24 protein-coding genes are annotated in these 22,348 nt (G+C 53.9%); 12 read left to right on the top strand and 12 right to left on the bottom strand.

Features of this window, described 5'->3' with window-relative positions; all coding sequences use genetic code 11:
• Positions 1-26: 26 nt before the first annotated feature.
• On the bottom strand, positions 27-863 hold the full coding sequence (gene fghA / locus BM373_RS01665; RefSeq protein WP_090458713.1) for an S-formylglutathione hydrolase: 837 nt from the start codon (positions 861-863) through the stop codon (positions 27-29).
• Positions 864-1,004: 141 nt separating this feature from the next.
• Between fghA and BM373_RS01670 the strand changes: the two genes are divergently transcribed.
• From BM373_RS01670 to mglC, 7 genes are all read left to right on the top strand, one after another.
• Positions 1,005-2,153, top strand: a complete 1,149-nt coding sequence (locus tag BM373_RS01670; protein WP_090458715.1) for a YbfB/YjiJ family MFS transporter — start codon at positions 1,005-1,007, stop codon at positions 2,151-2,153.
• A gap of 104 nt (positions 2,154-2,257) precedes the next feature.
• Entirely contained in the window at positions 2,258-2,923 is a 666-nt protein-coding gene (gene folE / locus BM373_RS01675) for a GTP cyclohydrolase I FolE (protein ID WP_090458717.1), read from the top strand.
• Positions 2,924-2,938: 15 nt separating this feature from the next.
• The gene (gene yeiB / locus BM373_RS01680; RefSeq protein WP_090458719.1) at positions 2,939-4,096 is read left to right on the top strand and encodes a DUF418 domain-containing protein YeiB; all 1,158 of its coding nucleotides are present in this window, start codon (positions 2,939-2,941) and stop codon (positions 4,094-4,096) included.
• Positions 4,097-4,251: 155 nt separating this feature from the next.
• Positions 4,252-5,277 (top strand): HTH-type transcriptional regulator GalS, encoded by a 1,026-nt coding sequence (gene galS, locus BM373_RS01685; protein WP_090458721.1) that lies wholly within the window; start codon positions 4,252-4,254, stop codon positions 5,275-5,277.
• A 286-nt stretch (positions 5,278-5,563) separates the two neighbouring features.
• On the top strand, positions 5,564-6,562 hold the full coding sequence (gene mglB / locus BM373_RS01690; protein WP_090458724.1) for a galactose/glucose ABC transporter substrate-binding protein MglB: 999 nt from the start codon (positions 5,564-5,566) through the stop codon (positions 6,560-6,562).
• Positions 6,563-6,643: 81 nt separating this feature from the next.
• A complete protein-coding gene (mglA, locus tag BM373_RS01695) occupies positions 6,644-8,164 on the top strand; it encodes a galactose/methyl galactoside ABC transporter ATP-binding protein MglA (protein WP_090458726.1) in 1,521 nt (506 codons plus the stop codon).
• A gap of 15 nt (positions 8,165-8,179) precedes the next feature.
• Complete coding sequence (gene mglC / locus BM373_RS01700) at positions 8,180-9,190, top strand: galactose/methyl galactoside ABC transporter permease MglC (RefSeq protein ID WP_090458728.1); 1,011 nt, start codon at positions 8,180-8,182, stop codon at positions 9,188-9,190.
• Between the two features lie 57 nt (positions 9,191-9,247).
• Here mglC and BM373_RS01705 read toward each other — a convergent pair whose 3' ends face one another.
• From BM373_RS01705 to BM373_RS01715, 3 genes are all read right to left on the bottom strand, one after another.
• Positions 9,248-9,487 (bottom strand): hypothetical protein, encoded by a 240-nt coding sequence (locus BM373_RS01705; RefSeq protein ID WP_256214531.1) that lies wholly within the window; start codon positions 9,485-9,487, stop codon positions 9,248-9,250.
• Between the two features lie 70 nt (positions 9,488-9,557).
• Positions 9,558-10,004, bottom strand: coding sequence for a DUF421 domain-containing protein (locus tag BM373_RS01710; protein WP_090458731.1), 447 nt, complete (start codon positions 10,002-10,004; stop codon positions 9,558-9,560).
• Positions 10,005-10,013: 9 nt separating this feature from the next.
• Complete coding sequence (locus BM373_RS01715) at positions 10,014-10,514, bottom strand: hypothetical protein (RefSeq protein ID WP_143102609.1); 501 nt, start codon at positions 10,512-10,514, stop codon at positions 10,014-10,016.
• Between the two features lie 401 nt (positions 10,515-10,915).
• On the opposite strand from BM373_RS01715, the gene BM373_RS01720 reads away from it, so the two are divergent.
• Entirely contained in the window at positions 10,916-12,142 is a 1,227-nt protein-coding gene (locus tag BM373_RS01720) for an EAL and HDOD domain-containing protein (protein WP_090458735.1), read from the top strand.
• Positions 12,143-12,144: 2 nt separating this feature from the next.
• Here BM373_RS01720 and sanA read toward each other — a convergent pair whose 3' ends face one another.
• The 4 genes from sanA to BM373_RS01740 form a co-directional block, all read right to left on the bottom strand.
• The gene (sanA, locus tag BM373_RS01725; RefSeq protein ID WP_090458738.1) at positions 12,145-12,882 is read right to left on the bottom strand and encodes an outer membrane permeability protein SanA; all 738 of its coding nucleotides are present in this window, start codon (positions 12,880-12,882) and stop codon (positions 12,145-12,147) included.
• A 130-nt stretch (positions 12,883-13,012) separates the two neighbouring features.
• Positions 13,013-13,897, bottom strand: coding sequence for a cytidine deaminase (cdd, locus tag BM373_RS01730; protein WP_090458740.1), 885 nt, complete (start codon positions 13,895-13,897; stop codon positions 13,013-13,015).
• A 129-nt stretch (positions 13,898-14,026) separates the two neighbouring features.
• Entirely contained in the window at positions 14,027-14,722 is a 696-nt protein-coding gene (locus BM373_RS01735) for a CidB/LrgB family autolysis modulator (RefSeq protein WP_090458742.1), read from the bottom strand.
• Positions 14,719-15,117: a CidA/LrgA family protein gene (locus tag BM373_RS01740; RefSeq protein ID WP_090458745.1), complete on the bottom strand. Its 399-nt coding sequence runs from the start codon at positions 15,115-15,117 to the stop codon at positions 14,719-14,721. Before BM373_RS01740 ends, BM373_RS01735 begins: the two co-directional genes overlap by 4 nt.
• Positions 15,118-15,348: 231 nt before the next feature.
• On the opposite strand from BM373_RS01740, the gene dusC reads away from it, so the two are divergent.
• On the top strand, positions 15,349-16,287 hold the full coding sequence (dusC, locus tag BM373_RS01745; RefSeq protein WP_090458747.1) for a tRNA dihydrouridine(16) synthase DusC: 939 nt from the start codon (positions 15,349-15,351) through the stop codon (positions 16,285-16,287).
• 27 nt (positions 16,288-16,314) lie between these two features.
• Here the strand turns inward: dusC and yohP are convergent, their stop codons facing one another.
• The gene (yohP, locus tag BM373_RS01750) at positions 16,315-16,398 is read right to left on the bottom strand and encodes a small membrane protein YohP (protein ID WP_071785213.1); all 84 of its coding nucleotides are present in this window, start codon (positions 16,396-16,398) and stop codon (positions 16,315-16,317) included.
• 167 nt (positions 16,399-16,565) lie between these two features.
• On the opposite strand from yohP, the gene BM373_RS01755 reads away from it, so the two are divergent.
• Entirely contained in the window at positions 16,566-17,336 is a 771-nt protein-coding gene (locus BM373_RS01755; protein WP_090458749.1) for an SDR family oxidoreductase, read from the top strand.
• A 118-nt stretch (positions 17,337-17,454) separates the two neighbouring features.
• Here BM373_RS01755 and BM373_RS01760 read toward each other — a convergent pair whose 3' ends face one another.
• The gene (locus tag BM373_RS01760; protein ID WP_090459952.1) at positions 17,455-18,021 is read right to left on the bottom strand and encodes a DedA family protein; all 567 of its coding nucleotides are present in this window, start codon (positions 18,019-18,021) and stop codon (positions 17,455-17,457) included.
• A 158-nt stretch (positions 18,022-18,179) separates the two neighbouring features.
• Between BM373_RS01760 and BM373_RS01765 the strand changes: the two genes are divergently transcribed.
• Both BM373_RS01765 and pbpG read left to right on the top strand, forming a co-directional pair.
• Entirely contained in the window at positions 18,180-18,767 is a 588-nt protein-coding gene (locus BM373_RS01765) for a Yip1 family protein (protein WP_090458751.1), read from the top strand.
• A 173-nt stretch (positions 18,768-18,940) separates the two neighbouring features.
• Positions 18,941-19,891, top strand: a complete 951-nt coding sequence (pbpG, locus tag BM373_RS01770) for a D-alanyl-D-alanine endopeptidase (RefSeq protein ID WP_090458754.1) — start codon at positions 18,941-18,943, stop codon at positions 19,889-19,891.
• Here the strand turns inward: pbpG and BM373_RS01775 are convergent, their stop codons facing one another.
• Together BM373_RS01775 and dld are read right to left on the bottom strand one after the other, a co-directional pair.
• Positions 19,892-20,446, bottom strand: coding sequence for a GNAT family N-acetyltransferase (locus tag BM373_RS01775; RefSeq protein ID WP_090458756.1), 555 nt, complete (start codon positions 20,444-20,446; stop codon positions 19,892-19,894).
• A gap of 105 nt (positions 20,447-20,551) precedes the next feature.
• On the bottom strand, positions 20,552-22,279 hold the full coding sequence (dld, locus tag BM373_RS01780) for a D-lactate dehydrogenase (protein ID WP_090458758.1): 1,728 nt from the start codon (positions 22,277-22,279) through the stop codon (positions 20,552-20,554).
• Positions 22,280-22,348: the final 69 nt, after the last annotated feature.

A 22,348-nucleotide genomic window follows, 5' to 3' on the forward strand; every position in this document is an offset into this window, starting at 1 on the left:
GCACGCGCTGCCGGGCGATGGGTGAATTACTTCAATAAATGCTGCGCATGGAAGCGCAGATGATCTTCAATAAAGGTCGCAATAAAGTAATAGCTGTGGTCGTGCCCGGGTTGAACGCGCAGCGTCAGCGGCCAGTTGGTCTGGCGAGCCGCTTCAGCAAGACGCGCCGGTTGCAGTTGATCGGCCAGGAACTGATCGCGATCGCCCTGATCGATTAACGTCGGGATCGCATCTTCCGCCTTGCCCGACAGCATCAGCGCGCAACTGTCCCACGCCCGCCACTCAATCGCATCTGCCCCCAGATAGGCGGTAAAGGCTTTTTGCCCCCACGGTACCTGAGTCGGATTCACAATCGGCGCAAATGCCGACACGCTGACATATTTACCCGGATTTTTCAGCGCCATGATCAGCGCCCCGTGACCGCCCATCGAATGCCCGCTAATAGCGGCACGATCGCTGACATTAAATTGTGACTGAATCAGCGCCGGTAATTCATCGCGCAGATAATCATACATCCGGTAATGCGCTGCCCACGGCTGCTGCGTAGCGTTGAGATAGAACCCGGCACCTTTACCCAGATCGTAGCCTTCATCATCGGCGACCGCGTCACCGCGCGGGCTGGTGTCGGGCATCACCAGCACAATGCCTAACTCGGCGGCTACGCGCTGCGCCCCGGCTTTGGTGGTGAAGTTTTCATCATTACAGGTCAGGCCGGAGAGCCAGTAGAGTACCGGCGGCGGTGTGGTACCCCGATCCGGCGGTAAAAAGATGCTAAAGGTCATCGTACAATTGAGTACGGCGGAGTCGTGCCGCCAGCGCTGCTGCCAGCCATCAAAACAGCGGTGTTCTTCCAGCATTTCCATGCCACGTTCCTCTTCTCGTCATACTGTCTGGGAAGCATTCATAATACAGATTATTCATCCCCCTGTGAGTAACTTTCACTTCCGCATTCATGCAACATACTGCATCATAAACATAACTTTACATTAACGTGGGTATGACGCATGGCGCTAAGAATTGCGCTAAGTGGCTTTGTCGTGCTGATTGTGGCGATGGGCATTGGGCGGTTTGCCTATACGCCGCAGGTGCCGCTGATGATTCAGGACGGTCAGCTTACTCTCACCAGCGCAGGCCTGGTCGCCGCCCTGAACTATCTTGGCTATCTGCTTGGCGCGTGGGATGCCATGCGGGCGCACCGCCACGTTGAGCGCCGCCTCTGGGCCGGGGTAGTGGGCGCGGTGGCGCTGACCTTTCTCTCGGCGCTGGCTGATAACGCGTATACCCACGGCGTCGTGCGTTTTGTGATTGGCATGATGAGCGGCTGGGCGATGGTGCTGACGGCGGCGTGGATCAATGAACAACTGGCCCATGCCGGGAAACCGGCCCTTAATGCGGCGGTGTTCGCCGGACCGGGGGCAGGCATCGCCCTGAGCGGTCTGCTGGCGATTGGCATTCAGGCAAAAGGGCTGTCGGCGCAGGCGGCATGGCAGGTGTATGGCGTGCTGGCGCTGGTCTTAATCCTGCTGATTGCCCGCTACCTGCCTGGACCCGGCCAGCTTCACCGCAGCGGTGAACAACCGCAGCCGTTAGCGTTAACCGCCGACATCAAACGGCTGGTCTGGAGCTACAGCCTCGCCGGATTCGGCTACATTCTGCCCGCGACTTTTTTATCGCAAATGGCGGCGCTGCGGTTTCCCGGCAGCGTCTTTGCTCAGTTTGTGTGGCCCGTATTTGGCGCGGCGGCGGTTCTGGGCATTGCGCTGAGTATTGCCTTACGCCACGTCGGACACAGCCATCAGCGGCTGGCAATCGTGCTGTGGTTGCAGGGCCTGGGCGTGATTGCCGCGTGGTTATTGCCGGGGATGGCAGGTCTGGTGAGCGGGGCGCTGTTAGTCGGCGGCGGTTTTTTGTGTGCCGTGCAGCTCTCATTGCTGTATGGCCGCGAACTGGCCCCGCATCACGCCCGCTACATGGCGGGGCTGTTAACCACCGGCTATGCGGTCGGGCAACTGGTAGGGCCGATGACATCGGCTTTTTCGACCTGGCTTACCCACCGGCTTGAACCGGCGCTGGGCCTTGCCGGGCTGGCGCTGTTTATCGGCGGGGCGCTGGTCTGGAAACGTCATGATGAAAGGCAGCGGCAATTTCAGTAATTATCGCTGTGAAGGCTGGATTATGTGCGTGACCTCACGCACAATGGCTGCGCACTTTACCCCCTGAAGCGGTAAAGGAAAGCAACACCTGCGGAGAATAAATAATGTCATCACTCAGTAAAGAAGCGGCCCTCGTCCACGAAGCACTGGTTGCCCGAGGTCTGGAAACCCCCCTGCGTGCGCCAGTCGATCTGGACAACGAAACGCGTAAGCGCCTTATTTCCGGCCACATGACCGAAATCATGCAACTGTTAAATCTCGATCTGAGCGATGACAGCCTGATGGAAACGCCGCAGCGTATCGCCAAAATGTATGTCGATGAGATTTTCTCCGGCCTCGATTACGCCAACTTCCCGAAAATCACCGTCATTGAAAATAAAATGAACGTGGATGAAATGGTGACAGTGCGTGACATCACGCTGACCAGCACCTGCGAACATCACTTTGTGATCATCGACGGCAAGGCGACCGTGGCGTACATCCCGAAAGATTCGGTGATTGGCCTGTCTAAAATTAACCGCATTGTGCAGTTTTTTGCCCAACGTCCGCAGGTGCAGGAGCGCTTAACCCAGCAGATCCTGATCGCGCTGCAAACGCTGCTCGGCACTAACAACGTGGCGGTATCTATTGATGCGGTGCATTATTGCGTGAAAGCGCGCGGCATTCGCGACGCCACCAGCGCCACCACCACCACCTCACTCGGCGGATTGTTTAAATCCAGCCAGAACACTCGCCAGGAGTTCCTGCGCGCCGTGCGTCACCACAACTAAGACAGGGCAGAATACATGGAACGAAATGTCACGCTGGATTTCATTCGTGGCGTCGCCATTCTGGGTATTCTGCTCCTGAATATAAACGCGTTTGGTTTACCCAAAGCCGCCTATCTCAATCCCGCCTGGTACGGCGGCATCACACTGCGTGATGCCTGGACCTGGGCGGTGCTGGATGTCACCGCCCAGGTGAAATTCCTCACACTGTTTGCCATTTTATTCGGTGCCGGGCTGCAAATGCTGCTCGGGCGCGGCAAACGCTGGATCCAGTCACGCTTAACGCTGCTTGTATTGCTGGGATTTATCCACGGCCTGCTGTTCTGGGACGGGGATATTCTGCTGGCCTACGGTCTGATCGGACTGGTGAGCTGGCGCATGATCCGCGATGCGCAGTCGCTGAAAACCTTATTTAACACCGGCGTGATGCTTTACCTCACCGGGATTGCCGTGCTGTTGCTGTTAGGGTTTATCTCCGGGAGCGAGCCTAACCGCGCGTGGATCCCCGATGTTTCCAGCCTGCAATATGAAGCCTGGTGGAAAACGCACGGCGGCTTTGAAGCGGTGAGCAACCGCGCAGATATGCTGTCGAATAGCCTACTGGCGCTGGGCGCGCAATACGGCTGGCAACTGGCCGGGCTGATGCTGCTGGGCGCGGCGCTGATGCGCAGCGGCTGGCTGAAAGGGCAGTTTAGCCTGCGTCATTACCGCAAAACCGGCGTATTGCTGGTGCTGGTGGGACTTCTGATTAACATACCTGGCGTGGTTGCGCAGTGGCTGCTGGGCTGGGAATACCGCTGGTGTGCGTTTATTTTACAGGCACCGCGCGAGCTGAGTGCGCCGCTGCAAACCGTCGGGTATGCGTCACTGATATTTGGCTTCTGGCCGCAACTGGTTCGCTTCCGTCTGGTGAATGCCGTGGCCTGCGTCGGGCGGATGGCACTGAGTAATTACCTGCTGCAAACGCTTATCTGCACCACGCTTTTCTATCATCTGGGTCTGTTTATGAAGTTCGACCGCCTGCAATTACTGGGCATCGTGCCGCTGATCTGGACCGTCAATATTATCTTCTCCGTCTTCTGGCTGCGTTATTTCCGCCAGGGACCGCTGGAATGGCTGTGGCGTCAACTGACGGCGCGTGCGGCAGGTGTTTCATTACCGCACACATCCAGATAACGATCTGGATCACAATCATTAACAAAACGGATGTAACCGTTTCCATCAATGTGATGTCCTTCACGTAGTCTCATTCATCAGACTGCCAGAATACCCCTCTTGCTCAACACAGGGGGTATCTGTGAGTCGCTGCAATCCGATGAAGGAAGATATGTATGATCACCATTCGTGACGTGGCCCGGCTTGCGGGCGTTTCCGTCGCGACGGTTTCGCGCGTGCTGAACAACAGCTCGCTGGTGAGCCCTGAAACCCGTGAATCAGTCATGAAAGCGGTGGCGCAACTGGGCTATCGCCCGAATGCCAATGCCCAGGCGCTGGCCACCCAGGTCAGCGACACCATTGGCGTGGTGGTGATGGATGTCTCTGATGCCTTCTTTGGCGCGCTGGTCAAAGCGGTCGATATGGTGGCCCAACAGCATCAAAAATATGTGTTGATCGGCAACAGCTATCACGAAGCGGAAAAAGAGCGTTATGCCATTGAAGTGCTGATCCGTCAGCGCTGTAACGCGTTGATTGTGCACTCAAAAGCCTTAAGCGATGAAGAGCTTGCCGGATTTATGGAACAAATTCCTGGCATGGTATTAATCAACCGCGTCGTGCCGGGCTATGCCCACCGCTGCGTTGCGCTCGACAATGTCAGCGGCGCGATGATGGCGACCCGGATGATGTTAAGTCAGGGCCATCAGCGCATCGGCTATCTGGCGTCCAGTCATCACATTGAAGACAACGACTTACGCCGCGACGGCTGGCAGCGCGCGCTGGCGGAGCAGGGGATTATTGCCCCGGAAAGCTGGGCGGGAACGGGCGAGCCGGATATGCAGGGCGGCGAAGCGGCGATGGTGGAACTGTTGGGGCGCAACCTGCAACTCACCGCGGTGTTTGCCTATAACGACAGCATGGCAGCCGGGGCGCTGACTGCGCTGAAAGACAACGGCATCGCTGTGCCGCAGCACCTTTCACTGATTGGGTTTGATGATATTCCCATTGCCCGCTACACCGATCCGCAGCTAACTACAGTGCGTTATCCCATCGCGTCAATGGCGCGGCTGGCGACCGAACTGGCGTTACAGGGAGCCGCAGGAACGCTGGATATGAGCGCCACACACTGCTTTATGCCGACGCTGGTACGCCGTCATTCTGTCGCTGTCCGACAAAATGTGGCACCGATCACTAACTTATAACGCTGTTGGATGTAACCGTTTTCAATCTGTGAGTAAATTCACAGTATCTTAACATCGGCCTGACTATGATGTCAGCGTTTCATGGGCTGAAACAGAATGTAACGGTGCACACATACACCACCGTCTCATGGCCCCTGAACATAAAGAATAAAGCGAATTCTGGAGCGTTACCGAACACGGAAGAACGAATTTTTAGAGTGACCTTCGGCGACAGTAGCGTTTCACTAACTTATTGCCCCGCCGATCATTATTCACAAGAACTACCCTGCAAAAAACCGGAGATACCATGAATAAGAAGGTTTTAACTCTGTCTGCTGTAATGGCAAGCATGCTTTTTGGCGCGGCTGCGCATGCGGCAGATACCCGTATTGGCGTGACCATTTATAAATACGACGACAACTTCATGTCTGTTGTGCGTAAAGCAATTGAGAAGGATGCAAAAGAAGCGCAGGGCGTCGAACTGCTGATGAACGACTCGCAGAACGACCAGTCAAAACAGAACGACCAGATCGACGTTCTGTTGGCGAAAGGTGTTAAAGCGCTGGCCATCAACCTGGTTGACCCGGCCGCAGCGGGCACCGTTATCGAAAAAGCACGCGGTCAAAACGTACCGATCGTGTTCTACAACAAAGAGCCTTCACGCAAAGCGCTGGACAGCTACGACAAAGCCTATTACGTCGGTACTGACTCTAAAGAATCTGGCGTTATCCAGGGCGATCTGATTGCCAAACACTGGGCAGCAAACCAGGGTTGGGATCTGAACAAAGACGGTCAGATTCAGTTCGTACTGCTGAAAGGCGAGCCGGGCCACCCGGATGCTGAAGCACGTACCACTTACGTTATCAAAGAGCTGAACGACAAGGGCATCAAAACCCAGCAGCTGCAGCTTGATACCGCGATGTGGGATACCGCAATGGCGAAAGATAAGATGGACGCCTGGCTCTCTGGTCCTAACGCTAACAAAATCGAAGTGGTTATCGCCAACAACGATGCGATGGCAATGGGTGCAGTAGAAGCACTGAAAGCGCACAACAAATCTTCTGTGCCGGTATTTGGTGTGGATGCACTGCCAGAAGCGCTGGCACTGGTGAAATCTGGCGCGCTGGCCGGTACCGTACTGAACGATGCCAACAACCAGGCGAAAGCGACATTCGATCTGGCGAAAAACCTGGCTGACGGCAAAGGTGCCGCTGACGGGACTAACTGGAAAATCGAAAACAAAATCGTACGTATCCCGTACGTTGGCGTTGATAAAGATAACCTCGCTGAATTCAGCAACAAATAAGTTTTACTTAGTTTGATTACACAGGGCGCATTCATTTGCGCCCTTTTATAACGCGATGTGCCAGGCCAACAAGGTATAATTATGGTCAGCAATAATACTCAGTCGTCAGGCGAATTCTTGTTGGAAATGAGCGGCATCAACAAGTCATTTCCTGGCGTTAAGGCCCTCGATAATGTGAATTTAAAAGTTCGTCCTCATTCCATTCATGCATTAATGGGAGAGAACGGTGCGGGTAAATCCACATTATTAAAATGCCTTTTTGGGATCTATTCAAAAGATTCCGGCAGCATTCTATTTCAGGGGAAAGAGATCGATTTCCATTCGACGAAAGAAGCACTGGAAAACGGTATCTCAATGGTTCACCAGGAATTAAACCTGGTATTACAGCGTTCCGTAATGGACAACATGTGGCTGGGACGTTATCCCACCAAAGGCATGTTTGTCGATCAGGACAAAATGTATCGCGATACCAAAGCGATATTTGATGAACTGGAAATTGATATCGATCCGCGCGCACGCGTCGGCACTTTATCCGTTTCACAAATGCAGATGATCGAGATTGCGAAAGCGTTCTCCTATGACGCCAAAATCGTCATCATGGATGAACCGACTTCGTCGTTAACCGAAAAAGAGGTCAATCATCTGTTTAAAATTATCCGCAAGCTGAAAGAACGCGGCTGCGGCATCGTCTATATCTCGCACAAAATGGAAGAAATCTTCCAGCTTTGCGATGAAATCACCATCCTGCGTGACGGCCAGTGGATTGCCACTCAGTCGCTCGACGGGCTGGATATGGACAAAATTATCGCCATGATGGTGGGGCGCTCCCTCAACCAGCGTTTCCCGGATAAGCAAAACGAACCGGGTGAAACCATTCTCGAAGTGCGTAACCTGACTTCTTTGCGTCAGCCTTCCATTCGCGATATCTCGTTTGATCTGCGCAAAGGGGAAATCCTCGGTATTGCGGGTCTGGTCGGTGCAAAACGTACCGATATCGTTGAAACGTTATTTGGTATTCGTGAGAAATCAGGCGGCACAATTAAGCTGCACGGTAAAGCCATTAATAACCATACCGCTAACGAAGCGATTAATCATGGTTTTGCGCTTGTGACCGAAGAGCGTCGCTCAACCGGGATTTATGCTTATCTGGACATTGGATTTAACTCATTAATCTCAAATATCCAGAACTACAAAAACAAAGTCGGCTTGCTGGATAATACCCGCATGAAAAGCGATACCCAGTGGGTGATCGACTCCATGCGCGTGAAAACGCCGGGCCACCGCACGCAGATTGGTTCCCTCTCTGGCGGTAACCAGCAAAAAGTCATTATCGGTCGCTGGTTGTTAACGCAGCCTGAAATTCTGATGCTTGACGAACCCACGCGCGGTATTGACGTTGGGGCGAAATTTGAAATTTATCAGCTGATCGCAGAGCTGGCTAAGAAAGGCAAAGGGATCATTATCATTTCGTCTGAAATGCCGGAACTGTTAGGGATCACCGACCGTATTTTGGTTATGAGCAATGGCCTCGTTTCCGGAATTGTTGACACTAAAACGACAACGCAAAACGAAATTTTGCGTCTTGCGTCTTTGCACCTTTAAGATCAGGGGCTCCTCATGAGTGCGTTGAATAAAAAAAGTTTCCTTACTTATCTGAAAGAAGGCGGTATTTACGTTGTTCTTTTAGTGTTACTGGCCATTATTATTTTCCAGGATCCAACATTTTTAAGCCTGCTGAACTTAAGTAACATTCTGACCCAGTCATCAGTGCGTATTATTATCGCGCTCGGTGTTGCGGGATTGATTGTGACTCAGGGTACTGACCTGTCAGCCGGTCGTCAGGTCGGTCTTGCGGCGGTTGTGGCGGCGACGCTTTTGCAGTCAATGGATAACGTGAATAAGGTGTTCCCGGAGATGGCAACCATGCCAATCTTTGTGGTTATCGCCATCGTTTGTGTTATTGGCGCAATTATCGGTCTGATTAACGGCATTATCATTGCGTATCTCAACGTAACGCCGTTTATTACTACCCTCGGTACGATGATTATCGTTTACGGTATTAACTCCCTGTATTACGACTTCGTGGGTGCGTCACCGATTTCTGGCTTTGATTCGGGCTTCTCCACCTTTACACAGGGCTTTATTGCACTGGGCTCGTTCCGTCTCTCTTACATCACTTTCTACGCGCTGATTGCCGTGGCGTTTGTTTGGGTGCTGTGGAATAAAACCCGCTTCGGTAAAAACATTTTCGCTATCGGCGGTAACCCGGAAGCAGCGAAAGTCTCAGGTGTTAACGTTGCACTCAACCTGCTGATGATTTATGCCCTGTCCGGCGTGTTCTACGCGTTCGGCGGGATGCTGGAAGCAGGCCGTATCGGTTCTGCGACCAACAACCTCGGCTTTATGTACGAACTGGATGCTATCGCAGCCTGTGTGGTCGGCGGCGTTTCCTTCAGCGGCGGCGTGGGTACGGTGTTCGGCGTGGTTACCGGTGTGATCATCTTTACCGTTATCAACTACGGCCTGACCTATATCGGCGTGAACCCGTACTGGCAGTACATCATCAAGGGCGGCATCATCATCTTCGCCGTGGCGCTTGACTCCCTGAAGTACGCACGTAAGAAATAACAGCCTGTTCAGATGTAAAAAAGCCCACTTAAAAGTGGGCTTTTTTTATGGAAAGTATCAGTGCTTGAGAGCCATGGATTTGTAGAGTTCAATCGCTTCATTAATGTTATTCGTCTCCAGGGACGCAATTTTTTCCTGATTCGCAAAGACATCGTACTGCTCGCCATTCAGCCGAAAAATCAGTGAAAGGCCACGGTAACGTATGATTTTTTCTCTTACGCCAATGCCCCGGCGACGCAGTGCGATTTTACCTATTCTGTCGATTTTACCTTTCCTCGGATCACGGCTTGTACCCACATAAAGTATAGAACCATATAGATGAGTTTTACCTTAAGCTTTACGCGTGAATTCCGCGTTTATCGCGGGATCAGGATGATACAGGAATAATCGAGATATGCCCGTTCTGCTCAAGGATAGCGAATTTAATCTCTGAAAGGTTCTCAATGCCATGATTCACCCTCGCTGAAACCATAATGTCATCACGGCTGATGTCCGCTTTTTTAAGTTTGTCATTTAATAATCGCCCATTCTCAACAAGGATAACCGGTGTACCGTCGATGGCGGCTTCCACTGCCGGCACAACCCGTTTGAGCTGACCAAAAAGAATATCCACCACCACCAGGGTCACAATAGTGAGTGCCGCGCCGGTGACAGAAAAATCATTGCCCAGCAACGCCTGCTGTGTCGCTTCGCTGATAATTAATAGCAGGATCAAATCAAACGAGGTCATTTGTAATAGCGTGCGACGCCCGGCCACTTTAAATACCACCACCAGAATCAGATAGATCGCTATCGCTCTGAAAACCATATCCATAACGTGCTCCTAAGGGTAAATAAACTGCCAGAAAGGCAGGGGCTTGCCGCCATTTACTGAAAGCCAGCTATGACTGGTGCCCGCATTCAGTGGGTTCACAGAAAGCCAGAGGGTGACACCTTCGGGTTTACCCGCGTGTTGATAAACCAGCACCAGCGTATTGTGTAGGGTATACATTTTGTCTGGCTGAGGTTGTAAGGTCTGAACGTCGAAATCATCCATAAAGTCGCCGCCCAGCACGACGGTGGTGACCGGATCTCCCGCAGGTCGGGCAACAATTTTTATTTCTGCATCACTTAGCAGGCGGCCAAAACGCTCATATTCCAGCGCCACCTTGCCATCTGCGGCGGTACGGGTGTGGTGGCTGAAATAGCCTTTTGAGAACAGCCCGCCGGTCGCGGCAACCACGATGAGCAGCATAATCAGCAGGCCCACCTGTCTTACTCTGGCTTCGACATTCAACCAAAATGGGCTCTCCTGCACCGGACTTGAGGACGATGATTTAGGCATAATCACTCCCTGAAATTAAGTTTTGTAAGGTTTTGTCTGCATTTAGTCAGTATAGGAGAAATGCACACGGGCGATGGCGAGCAGTCAGAGAGGTGAAGGGGTAAAGATAAGTAAAGAAGGGCCGTATTGACGGCTATGGCTGGATTTGCCCGTTAATATCCCTTTAATGCTTGTAAGCAATGCTGGATATATTTTGTTAAGGCAACATTCTCGCAGTAAATGAGCAGTTAAGATTTTGCTTAAATTGATTAATAATTTATCTTTAGTTCAACGGGTTATCCGGCTTTGTATATCCGGATGTCTGTGCAGGCAAAATCATGGTATAAGATACATGTATGTTATCGATGGCCAGTCCGCGATAGTTGCATTAGTTCACGCGTATACGCCATGGAGGGAGTCTCATGTATTCATTTATTGCAAGGCAGCCTGTTTTTGATAAAAACATGTCAACGGTCGCCTATGAGTTGCTCTTTCGCGACGGCATGACTAACCGCTTTCCCGACGTTTCTTCAGAGTACGCGACCAAACAGATCATCTCCGACCTGTTCTTATCGACCTCGTTACCCAAACTTGTCGGCAACAACCGGTGCTTCATCAACTTCCCGCCTGAAATGATCGTCGAAGGTTTCGCCGATATCCTGCCGCATGACAAAGTGGTTATTGAAATCCTCGAAACCGCCGAACCGAATGACGAGCTTTATTCTGCCGTGCGGCGCTTACATGGCTGGGGTTATAAACTCGCGCTGGATGACTTTAAAATGGAAAACGGCTGGGAGCGGTTTATGCCGTTCATCAGTATTGTGAAGTTTGATATCCGGGCTTATTCCTTTGAAGAAATATCCCAGTATGTCCGCCAGCAAAAAAAGTATCTGAGCAAAGTAAAACTGTTGGCGGAAAAGGTCGAGACGGCAGAAGAGTTTGAGCAATATAAGAAGTTCGGCTTTCATCTCTATCAGGGTTATTTTTACAGCAAGCCGGAAATAATAAAAAATAAACGCCTCACGCCGGGTAAAGTCCTGCAATTTGAGCTTATTCAGGAAGTTAACCGACCGAACCCGGATCTGTTTAAAATTGAGAAATACCTCAAGAGTGATTTGACCCTTTCATACACGCTGATGCGCTATACCAAAAATGTGCTCTTCACCAACCGGGGCATTGAGCGTGGTAAAAACTCAACTTTAAAAGATACCCTGCTCTGGCTCGGAATTAACGAAGTGCGCCGCTTTGTCTCTATCTCCTGCCTGACAAACTTAGGCACGGTGACAACGGACGAGCTGTATCACATGAGTCTGGTCAGAGGCATGTTCTGCGAGCGTATTGCGAAGGCTACGGGGCACGATCATCTGGCGAGCGACGCCTTTTTCTGCGGTCTTTTTTCCCTGCTGGATACCATTCTTGGCATCTCGTATGAGGACTTATTTAAACAAATTACCCTCACCGATAACGTCGTGAATGCGCTGGCGAAGTATGAAGGGATTCTATATCAGTTCCTCTACCTGGCGAGACTCTACGAGCAGCAGGATTGGGACAATGCCGCGCAGATAATGGAATCATTCGGGCTGGAACAGGAAACGGTGATTGATGCGATGAATCATTCCACCCAGTTTGCGGATATGATCATCGCCTGAGGTTATTCGCGTGGCGTCCCGGCGGGTTTGGTTTTATCCGGGATTTCCAGCAGTTGTTCGGGCGTCACCGCAGGATAACCTTGCGCATCTTCCGGCACATCATTGATGGAAGTGATGGGCATCAGCGGGCCGAGGAAGCGCGGTTCACGTTTAAAAATATAGAGATCGGCTAATGCGCCAAGGCGCGCGCCGAACTCACGCACGCGTACGGTCAGCATATTTTTCGGGGAGGGGACAGAATAGCACTGCGCCTGAATCCCTCTGTGCTGAGCGATAAACAGCGCGCGCTCGCAATGAAAACGCTGCGTGATGATGATGAAATCATTGGTATCAAACACCTTGCGGGTGCGCACGATGGAATCGAGCGTGCGGAAGCCCGCATAGTCCAGCACGATGTCCTGCGGATCGACGCCTGCGGCAATCAAATCTTTACGCATGGTGACCGGTTCATTGTAGCTTTGCAGCGCATTGTCGCCGCTCAGCAGCAGGTAATTCACCTTGCCGCTGTTATAGGCATTAAGCGCGCCCTGAATCCGGTAGCGGTAGTACTGATTAATTACGCCGGTGCGATAGTATTTCGCCGTGCCGAGGACCACGCCAACCTGTCGGTAGGGTAAATCCTGCAAATCATCGTAAATGAAGGGAGCGGTTTTCCAGCTCATCCAGCGGTCAAGTCCAAGCGCCGTTAACAGCAGTAAGCCGATAATGACTGACAGACTGTAAAACAAACGCTTCAACATGCAGATAACTCAGACAAAGGGTGAAATTTCACTCAGGCTACTTTACGCGCCGCTTTTGCGCAAGAAACGGCAGTTTGATTGCGGGGATTTTCATCACTACAGGCATAAGCGCCTGTAGTGAAAGGGTGATTTAGCCAAGCAGGACGCGGTCGATGCTCTGACAGCCCAGCGCCCTGAGCGTCGCGGCGGTGGCATCCCACTGCGTCAGCGGTGCATCTGCTTTTTCAGCGAGGATCGCGCGCTGAATGTCCGGGTAGTCGTAACCGTTCAGGCTTAGCAGATTAAGCGCGGCTTGCAGCGGAGGTAAAGACGGGTTAAACGCGGCGTTTTCCGCATAGCGCCCGGCGAAAATACGCCCGTCACGGCACTCCAGCGCAAGACCCGCCGGGGCCTGGCTGTACGGCGCATGACTTTTATTGGCGGCGGCAATCGCGGCCTCGGTCAGCGCATCACCGGTCAGCGCGTAACCGTGATCTTCCTCATCCATCAGCAGCGTTTTGATATCCAAATCCTTCGGCCCAAAGGCGTCCGGCAGATAATCGCCCAGCGTATGCGGGGAACGACCCGGCAGATTGATGCGCAGGCCAAGACCGCTGTTCAGTTCATTCATAAACTGACGGCAGTGTCCGCAGGGGGTGTAGTTGACGGTCATCGACGCGAGGGATTTTTCACCGCGCAGCCAGGCGTGGGTAACGGCGCTTTGTTCGGCGTGAACGGTTTGTTGCATCGTCGCGCCGAGGAATTCCATGTTGCCACCAAAATACCAGATACCGCTGACGCCGCGTGCAATCGCGCCAACGTTGAAGTGCGAGAGATCGGCACGGGCGCAGGCGGCGGCAACGGGAAGCAGAGCGAAAGCCAGCGCGTCGTCGTCAAGCCCGGTCGCCTGTTTCAGCGTGGTGACCTGGTCTGCGCTAAGCATGGCGGGAAAATGCTCATCCGCAAGGACAGGTGCCAGAGCGGCCTGCAAATCCTGCGCAAGACTGGCGAAAGCTGCCTGAAAACGTGAATGCATAGCGTTGCCTCTTAATCGTGTGATGAAAGCGTAGTTTACGGGCCGACTGGCGCTTTATATGTGATTCAATTCACACTGTAAATGCAACTTATGAAATTCAAATGAAAAATGCGCGACGCATCGCAAATTTTAGCCCATTACCGCGAGGATCAGCGGGAACAGGAACGGCGCAATAATCGAGGTGATAATGCCGCAAATCACCAGCGCCAGTGAACTAAACGCCCCTTCCTGATAATCCAGTTCCGCGCAGCGCGCGGTGCCCAGCGCGTGCGACGCGGTACCCATTGCCAGTCCGCGTGAGGCTTTAGTGCGAATACGCATTACATTCAGCAGCGTATGACCAAACACCGCGCCCAGAATCCCGACGAAAATCACGCACATCGCGCTGATGGCCGGGATCCCGCCCAGGCTGCCGCCCACTGCCATCGCAATCGGCGTGGTGACGGATTTCGGAAGCACGGAGGCGGCGATTTCCGGCGTCGCCCCCATCAACAGGGCTATAGAGGTCCCGGTCACCATCGCCACGACGCTGCCCACAAAGCAGATGGTAATGATCGATTTCCAGCGCGCGCGGATCTGGTGTAGCTGCTCATACAGCGGGTACGCCAGCGCCACCACGGCAGGTTGCAACAGATCGTTTAAGATTTTGCTGCCCTGAAAATAGCGCTCATAAGGAATACCAGTCAGCAGCAGGAAAGGAATAATCACCACCATGGCCACCAGCAGCGGGTTCAGGAGCGGGATTTTAAAGCGCATCGCCAGCCGGCGTGCGGCAAAGAACACCGCCAGGGTGAGGGGTAAAGACCACCAGATTGACGCCATCATAATTTTGGTCCTTTCTGACCCACCACGGCGCGTTCACCGTGGACTAAATGCGAGCTCCAGCTAACGACTAAAAACACCACCAGCGTACTGACTGCGCAGGAGACCACCACCGGGCCGAACTGAGCAATCAGCACGTCGTAATATTGCATCACGCCCACGCCAATTGGCACGAACAGCAGCGCCATATAGCGGATCAGCACATAGCAGCCGGGGTTGACCCATTTAGCCGGAAGAATTTGCAGCGCCAGTAACACAAACATAATCAGCATGCCGATAATGCTGCCCGGAATGGTGATAGGCAGCAGCGAGGCAATAAAAATTCCGGCATACAGACAGGCATAAATAAGCGCAAAGGCGCGCAGATATTGCCAGATAACATTGAGTGATTTCTTCATGGCGACAACCTTTGAGGAGACGCAATCATCATACAATTTAACGGTAAACTGTGCTACCGATCACAACATGAATTCTGAGCATACCAAATATTCCATTCAGGAACGTTATGCATTCACACAAGATTAGGCGCAAAAAGGCGATAAATCAGGGGCGCGCGGCCCGCGAAAAGCCGCTTTCTTCAGGGGCACAGAGACGCTACCATACGCGCCTCTTTATAGACGGGTACTGATATGCGTGTATTACTGGCTCCGATGGAAGGCGTGCTTGATTCGCTGGTGCGCGAGCTGCTGACCGACGTGAATGATTACGATCACTGCATCACCGAATTTTTGCGCGTGGTCGATCAACTGCTGCCGGTAAAATCCTTCTATAAAATCTGCCCGGAATTACAGCACCAGAGCCGCACGCCGAGCGGTACGCCGGTACGCGTTCAGCTTCTGGGGCAATACCCGCAGTGGCTAGCGGAAAACGCCGCCCGCGCCGTTGAACTCGGTTCCTGGGGCGTGGATCTCAACTGCGGCTGCCCGTCGAAACTGGTGAACGGCAGCGGCGGGGGCGCGACGCTGCTGAAAGATCCCGAACTGATTTATCAGGGCGCAAAAGCGATGCGCGAAGCGGTGCCCGCCAGTCTGCCCGTCACGGTGAAAGTGCGCCTCGGCTGGGATAGCGGTGCGCGACAGTTTGAGATCGCCGACGCCGTCCAGCAGGCGGGCGCATCTGAGCTGGTGGTACACGGGCGCACCAAAGAAGATGGCTATAAAGCCGAGCGTATTAACTGGCAGGCGATCGGTGAAATTCGCCAGCGGCTGCGCATTCCGGTGGTGGCGAACGGCGAGATCTGGGACTGGCAAAGCGCGCAGGATTGCATGGCGGTCACCGGCTGTGACGCGGTAATGATCGGGCGCGGCGCGCTGAATGTGCCGAACCTGAGCCGGGTAGTAAAATATAACGAACCACGGATGCCCTGGCCGGAGGTGGTGCAACTGTTACGCCGTTACAGCCTGCTGGAAAAGCAGGGCGACACCGGGTTGTATCACGTCGCGCGTATCAAGCAATGGTTGGGGTATTTACGAAAAGAATATGTCGAAGCTACCGATCTGTTTGCGCAGGTGCGTACGCTTAATCATTCGTCTGCTATTGCCGCAGCCATTGAATCCGCAGCCCAATAAAGCAATGCCCCCTTGCGGGGGCACTCATCAGAAAATCATTTTAAATACGCCCGTCACCACCAACAGCCCAATCAGAAAAATAATCAAAACTGCCCATAGTAAGATTTTCATATCATGTCCTTTTAACGTTAATTATGGCCCTACCTGAGAAAGTTTAGGCAAACATTCACAGCCTTGCCTCCCCGATCGCGACACCCGGTTAATTCCTCGCCAAATCCGTGCGTTTTCTATACTTACCCTTTCGATGCATTTATCCGCCATCTGTTAGGGAGAAAGTTATGGGCTCGACAAACAAAGTTGCCATCGTGACAGCATCAGATTCAGGTATTGGTAAGCAGTGTGCGCTCGTGCTGGCGAAGCAGGGATTTGATATCGGTATTACCTGGCACTCCGACGAGGAGGGGGCAAAGAAAGCGGCGAGCGAGGTTGAGGCGCTGGGCCGTCGCGCGGAGATCATCCAGCTTGATCTCGGCCACCTCCCCGAAGGCGCTGAGGCCATCAGCACCCTGATTGAGCGCTTCGGGCGACTTGACGTGCTGGTGAACAACGCGGGCGCGATGAGCAAAGCGCCTTTTCTTGAGGTGGAGTTTAAAGACTGGCGCTCGATTTTTACCGTGGATGTGGATGGCGCGTTTTTATGCTCGCAAATTGCCGCCCGCAAAATGGTGGAGCAGGGCGAGGGCGGGCGCATCGTGAACATTACCTCCGTGCATGAGCACACGCCGCTGCCGGAAGCGAGCGCTTACACGGCGGCGAAACACGCCCTCGGCGGCCTGACTAAATCCATGGCGGTGGAGCTGGTGGATCACCACATTCTGGTCAACAGCGTCGCGCCGGGAGCCATTGCCACCCCGATGAACAATATGGAAGAAGATGAGGTGCAGGAAGGCTCTATGCCGAACATCCCGCTGACACGCGCAGGGAAAACCCAGGAGATCGCCAGTCTTGTGGGTTGGCTCTGCTCGGCAGATGCGACCTATACCACCGGCCAGTCGTTTATTGTGGATGGCGGGTTTATGCTGTCGAATCCGCAGGTTAAGGCGCAGTAGGATCCAGGGGGCACCCTCACCCCGGCCCTCTCCCTTAGGGAGAGGGAGAAAAGCAAGCCCGCGCTCGATCTGTCCCCTCTCCCTGAGGGAGAGGGTTAGGGTGAGGGTAGACCGTCCCTCAATTCCCCTCTTTCCCGCGCCGCTTAAACCAGAACCTCAGCCCCAGCGCAATCGCCACGGCCAGCCCCAGCCAAATCCAGTGCTTCAGATGCTGGTTAAGGTCGTGCAGCCACGGGCCAATCACTTCGCCGCCCGCATAGCCGAGCGTGGTGAAAATTAGCGCCCAGACAATCGCACCAAAAATATTCAGCGGTAAAAAGATCTTCGGCGGCAGGTGGCTTGCGCCTATCAGCAGCGGGCCGATGATGCGAAAGCCGTACATAAAACGTGAGCCGATGACAAACAAATAGGGCCGCCGCTGGATCAACCGCTGGGCGCGGCGAATTTTATCCTGATGACGGGAGAAGCGGCGCAGGATCTGCCCGCCATAGCGTCGTCCGACGAGGTACAACAGCTGATCGCCAATCATGCCGCCCAGCGCCACGGACGCCACCACCAGCCAGAATCGAAGTAATCCCTGATGCGCCGCCACGCCGCCCAACAGGGTAATGGTTTCACCTTCTGCCACACTGCCAATCACCAGCGTCGCGTAGCCGTACTGCGCTATCAGAGCGTTGATATCCACAAAAAACCAGTCATCCATTCATATCGTGAATAAAGCATACACCCTGAAAAGCGATCGGGGTAACGCACGCCCGGTTTCGTTTTGATGTTGAACAAAAAATAATCAATATTTGCATTATACTGAAAGTGTCCAGTTCGGGCTGACTGCAAGGGGGCGTTATGAACCATGTCTGGGGACTCTTTTCCCATCCCGATCGTGAAATGCAGGTGATTAACAGCGAAAACGAAACCGTTTCGCATCACTACACGCACCATGTTCTGCTGATGGCCGCTATCCCGGTGATCTGCGCGTTTATAGGAACGACGCAACTCGGCTGGCACTTTGGCGACGGCAATGCGGTTCAGTTGTCGATGTTTACCGGCTTATACCTTGGCATCATCTTTTACGCACTGATGCTGGCCGGGGTGGCGGTCATGGGCCGGGTGATTTACTGGATGGCGCGTAACTATCCGCAGCGACCGTCGCTGGCCCACTGCATGGTCTTTGCGGGCTATGTGGCCACGCCACTGTTTTTAAGCGGCGTTGTGGCGCTTTATCCGCTGGTCTGGCTGTGCGCATTAATCGGCACGGCGGCGCTGTTTTATACCGGTTATCTGCTCTACGTCGGCATTCCCAGTTTCTTAGGCATTAACCGCGAAGAGGGGCTGAGCTTCTCCAGTTCAACCCTCGCTATCGGCGTGCTGGTACTGGAAGTGTTGCTGGCGCTCACCGTGGTACTGTGGGGCTACGGGTATCGGTTATTTTGAGTTGTTTGTATTGCTGGTGTGAATGCCAGCAATGCAACGTCCCGCAATGAATCTTCTCTGGCAGCAACGCAAGCTGGCGGCTATCATGGCTTAGCCAGCTTTTGTTATTTTTCATGCCAACAAAAGCGGCGTGCGTTCAATAACGTGCAGATATCATTCTCAGAAGTCTCACCATGCTGAAATTTCGTGTTTCTTTATTAAGCCTCGCGCTTTTACTGACCGTTCCCGTAGCGCCTGGTGCGCTGGCTAAAACGCCTGCGGCCACCGCCGCGTCTGCCCAGCCTGAAATTGCCTCCGGCAGCGCGATGATTGTCGATCTGCAAACCAATAAGGTGATCTATTCCAGCCACCCCGATCTGGTGCGCCCGATTGCCTCTATTACCAAATTAATGACCGCGATGGTGGTGCTTGATGCGCGACTGCCGCTGGATGAAGTGTTGAAGGTCGATATCAGTCAGACCCCGGAGATGAAAGGCATCTACTCCCGCGTGCGGCTCAACAGTGAAATCAGCCGTAAAAATATGCTGCTGCTGGCGCTGATGTCGTCGGAGAACCGTGCGGCGGCGAGCCTCGCGCACCATTATCCGGGCGGTTACGGCGCATTTATCAAGGCGATGAATGCCAAAGCGAAGGCGTTAGGCATGAGCAACACGCGCTTTGTCGAGCCGACGGGATTATCGATTCATAACGTCTCGACCGCGCGGGATCTCTCCCGTCTGCTGATTGCCAGCAAACAGTACCCGCTGCTTGGTCAACTCAGCACAACGCGTGAAGAGATGGCGACCTTTGCGCACCCGGCCTACACGCTGCCGTTCCGCAACACCAACCATCTGGTGTACCGCGATAACTGGAACATCCAGTTGACCAAAACCGGCTTCACCAACGCCGCCGGGCACTGCCTGGTGATGCGTACCGTTATTAATAATAAATCGGTGGCGTTAGTGGTGATGGATGCGTTTGGCAAATATACCCACTTCGCTGACGCCAGCCGCCTGCGCACCTGGATTGAAACCGGGAAAGTCCAGCCTGTTCCGGCCTCGGCGCTCGCCTATAAGCGCCAGAAAGCGGCGCAGATGGCCAGCACCGGCCAGGCTGCGGGCGAGCAAACCGCCCAGAACGACTAATTATTCCGGCAGCGTCCCGTCACCCTCGTTGAGGGGACGCTGCATAATCAACGTATCCCGCCAGTCGCCCTTTTTGAATCCCACACTGCGCAGCGTGCCTGCGATCTCAAACCCGTGTTTTTGATGCAAACGTAATGAGCCGGGATTGTTATGCCCGTCACCCACGATGGCGATCATTTGCCGCCACGGACCTTCTTCACAGCGGGCAATCAGCGCATTCATCAGCGCGCTGCCGATGCCGCGACCGTTCATGCCGGTGGTGACGTAAATGGATTCTTCGATGGTAAAGCGGTAGGCGGGGCGAGGGCGATATTGTCGGGCGTAGCAGTAGCCAACGATGTCGCCGCCAGAAAGCGCGATCATCCACGGCAGGCCTTCGTTTGCCACCGCGCGCATACGTTCGGTCATTTCCGCCACCGTCGGCGGCACTTCCTCAAACGAGGCGCGGCCGTGCAGCACATGCCAGGCGTAAATCGCGGTAATCGCCCCGGCATCCTCTGCACGGGCATCACGGATCTCAACAACGCTCTCAGTAAAAACATCCACAGCAGACATGCAGGTGCTCCTTAACGTCCAGATAACAAACTCGTTTTCGCTACTCTGGCACGAAAAAGGCACCGGCAAAAGTCCACGCGGATGGGTGAAAAAGTGGCAATCGCGCTATTTCTCTGGCGTTGCCGCTTCCCGCCAGTATTTCTGCTTTGAGGTTTTACCTATACCTGGGTTCATACTGTTGGTCGGGTCATTTTCGCGATAAAACTGTTTCAGGCTTTCCGGCGCTTCATACAGATGCCCGACGTTATGCTCCGCCGGATATTGCGCCCCGCGCTCGCGCAGCAGAGCCAGCATCTGTTCTTTCAGGGCATGAACGTCCACGCCTTTTTTGACGATGTAATCCTGATGGAAGACGTAGCACATGAAGTGACCGTAATAGAGCTTGTGAACCAGTTGACTGCCGATCTCATCGGGCAGACTTTCAAACCAGTCGGGATCGTTGCGCCGCAGGGCGATATCCAGCGCCAGAATATCCTCCACCTCATCGGCGTGTACTGCCTGATAGCGAATGGCGGCACCCGCCGCGGCAAAGCGGTGTAAAAAGGCCTTGCTGCCTTCTTCCGGCGTGCAGGCGAAGAAGTCGCCCTCCGCCTCGCTGAAGTATTCTTTGAGCCACTTCTGCGCTTCGGCAATGCCGTCGCCGGACATTTTCAGCAGCAGATGATGTTCATATTTATCCCGCCAGCTTTTCATCCGTGGCGGCAGGTGATCCGGGAAAATCTGCGTCAGTTTCTGCATCGCCCGGTCGGTGAAATTCGGCTTAAACAGCGGCACTTTCGCCAGCGCCGCATCGGTACGGCCTTTCAGCGTAAAGAACAGCGGCATCTTGTCGGTGCCGAGCTTGTCGATCATTAAAAAGGTGTCTTTACCGTAGCGCCCGGCGATGTCGTAAATGTCGCGGTGCATATACTCCCCGGCGACCGGAAGGTGGGTAAAGTTCGCCAGAATATGACGGCGGATCTCGCCCAGTACCGCAGGCTGATTGGTGCCGATATAAAAGACCTGCTGGTTTTTCTCTGCGGGGAAGGTATCAAGGCGCACGGCAAAGACCGCCAGTTTGCCCGCACAGCCGGAGGACTCGAACAGCCGTTCGGGATCGGCGTTATAACGCGCGGGGGTATCCGCTGAGATATCCCGCACGCGGGTGATGTAATCGTGATCGTGCGCGTGCCGCCCGTCATGGCGGACATCGGCGGCGCTGATGCGCTCATCATCCAGCCGGCTCAGGATCTGCTCCGGCGTGATACCTAAATCAATCCCCAGATGATTAACCAGTTGAAGCTGACCCTGCTCCGTAATGCGCGCAAAAAGCGCCATTTCGGTATACGCCGGGCCGCGCTGCACCAGTGCACCGCCGGAGTTATTACAAATGCCGCCCATTACCGACGCGCCAATGCATGACGAGCCGATCACCGAATGCGGTTCGCGGCCCAGCGGCTTGAGCGCTTTTTCCAGCGAATACAGGGTGGTGCCGGGGTAGGCCAGCACCTGTTCACCGTTATCCAGCAGATGCAGTTTATCGAGGCGCAGCGTGCTGATAATGACGATGTCGCGGTCGTAATCATTGCCGTTGGGCGTGGAACCCTCAGTCAGCCCGGTGTTGGCGGCCTGCATCAGAATAATTTTGTCGGCCTGCACGCAGGCGCTCAGTACGTGCCAGAGTTCCAGCAGCGTGCCGGGGAAAACCACCGCCAGCGCGTCGCCCTGGCCGGAACGAAACCCTTTACGGTAACGCGCCGTTTTGGCCGGATCGGTAAGCAGGTGAGTGCGGCCCACCAGACGGGTCAGTTCAGCAAGAAAAGCGTTGTTATCATGAGGTAAGCCAGTCGGCATCATCCACTCCTGTGGCGGGACAAAATTCACGTCTTAAAGCATAGCGTGGGAAAATCACGACGCGGCACT

It is taken from the genome of Enterobacter sp. kpr-6 (assembly GCF_900116015.1).
GTDB lineage: Bacteria > Pseudomonadota > Gammaproteobacteria > Enterobacterales > Enterobacteriaceae > Enterobacter_D.